1 pseudogene is annotated in these 446 nt (G+C 38.3%); it reads left to right on the top strand.

Annotated elements, in window-relative coordinates:
• Nucleotides 1–102: 102 nt before the first annotated feature.
• A pseudogene (locus EII37_RS10895) lies at nucleotides 103–446 on the top strand (hypothetical protein); the annotation flags it as partial.

Here is a 446-nt window from a genome sequence, read left to right on the forward strand (position 1 = left end):
AACCAATAGAGGGTGGAGATATTTACATAGCTAACCTTAATGCAGTTGCTGTTAAAAATCTAAGTGACCTACAAGGCAATAGAAAGGACGTAACAAGCACAGATGAAACTAATAACCAATAGTGCTGAAATTAAAGTAACTGAAAACGAGGACGGTTCTAAGTCGTTCCAAGGCATTGGTTCAGAAGTTGGTGTAGAGAATCGTAACGGTATTATCTTGACCCCTAACTGCATTGAGTTTGCCAGAGAACGATATCCATTGCTATATGAACATGGATCTGGCTCTAGCGAAGTCATCGGGGACGCAAAGGTTTACTATGATTTAGCTACTAATAAATACCTGACTGACTTTACACTTTACGACAATGCACCAAACATTAACAAAGCTGTGGAAAATGGAGCCTTTGATTCACTATCAATTGCCTATTACATTACAGATTATGAGTT

It is taken from the genome of Streptococcus sp. OH4692_COT-348, from assembly GCF_003859975.1.
Lineage (GTDB): Bacteria > Bacillota > Bacilli > Lactobacillales > Streptococcaceae > Streptococcus.